The 1235-nt window shown below is 63.2% G+C and carries 1 protein-coding gene; it reads right to left on the bottom strand.

Annotation, left to right across the window (positions count from 1 at the left end; genetic code table 11):
* Positions 1-1235: hypothetical protein (locus BW39_RS31470; RefSeq protein WP_043819790.1), on the bottom strand; the 1235-nt coding region annotated here is incomplete at both ends.

The following is a 1235-nucleotide window of genomic DNA, read 5'->3' as shown; positions in this document are numbered from 1 at the left end:
GGGGCGGCGTCGAGGTGGAATTCCGCGGTGTTTACGTATTTGGGGACGGCGCCGTTCTGCGGCGGGTTCTCCGAGTCGGGGGCGTCGCCGTAGCGGGCCAGGACTTCGCCGTTGGCCACCAGTTGCCGCTGGACGTGGCCGGGGTTGAAGGCGTCTCCGATGAAGCCGCCGATATAGCCGCCGGGGCGGTTTTCTATACGGCCGCCCTTTTCCGAGGCTGAGCCGGCGCTCTGGTTGACATACAGGGCGTTGCCTCGCGCATCATTGACGAAGGCGCGGTTGTAGCGGTTGTCCACCACACCGTCTTGCTGCTCGATGTTGCTGATGAAGCCGTTGGCATCGCGCCAGGTGTTGGTGGTGGCCGTGCGCCCGCCTTGGGTGGTAGTGGAAGAGGTCTGCTGGTAGCCGCCATTGAACTGGTGCTGGTAGGTGGTGCGCACGGCGTCATTGGTGCGGCCATCGGTGGTCTGCAGGTTTCCGCGCAGGTTGCCAGCGGCGTCATAGCCCAGCGAGGTGTCGCCGGCAGCGCCGTGGTAGGCGATGTCGGTGTGCTGGGTCTTTTGCTGGTTGTCGGTGCGGCGCATGACCACGCGGGTGTCCTGCAGGCGGCCCAGGTTGTCGTACTGGTTGTAACGGTGCTCGTCGTTCCAGAGGTTGTTGCTGCGGGCCAGCGACATGGCATAAACCTGGCGGCCGGCACCATCGTAGCGGATGGTGTCGGTGCGCTCGGCAATGCCGTAGCCCGAGTAGCTTTCGATCCGGTTCAGGTCGTCGTAGATGTATTGGTAGGTGCCCCGCGTGTCGGCGACACCGGCCGTGGTGCTTTTCTCGAAGACGGTGTCCTGGATGCGGTTGCCAGCCTGGTCGTAGAGGTAGTCATGCGACTTGAGCAGGGTGCCGTTGGGGGTGGCGCCCTGGTATTCGCGGCTGGCGAGCTGCCGGTTCATGGCGTCGTAGCCGTAGGTCGTCACGCTTTCGTTGACGAACTGCTGGTACTGGCCCGGGGACTGGTAGGTCTTGCCTTCGTTCTTGATGGTGTAGAGGTTGTTGATGACACTGGTCTTGACCTGATTGCGGTTTCCGGCCAGGTCGTAGCTGATGCGCACGTCGGTGCGGCCATCGAAGCTGGCGCGCAGGCGGTTCTGGGCATCGTAGAACAGGTGGTTGTCCTGGTAGACCACGTTTTCGATGAGGCCGGAAGCCAGCTTGGTCTTCTGGGTGAGCTTTTCGGTGAG

Origin of the sequence: Delftia sp. RIT313, assembly GCF_000632165.1 — a bacterium.
Classification (GTDB): domain Bacteria; phylum Pseudomonadota; class Gammaproteobacteria; order Burkholderiales; family Burkholderiaceae_C; genus Comamonas; species Comamonas acidovorans.
The sequence above is the reverse complement of the archived record's forward strand: the minus strand, read 5'-3'. Positions and strand labels throughout refer to the sequence as shown.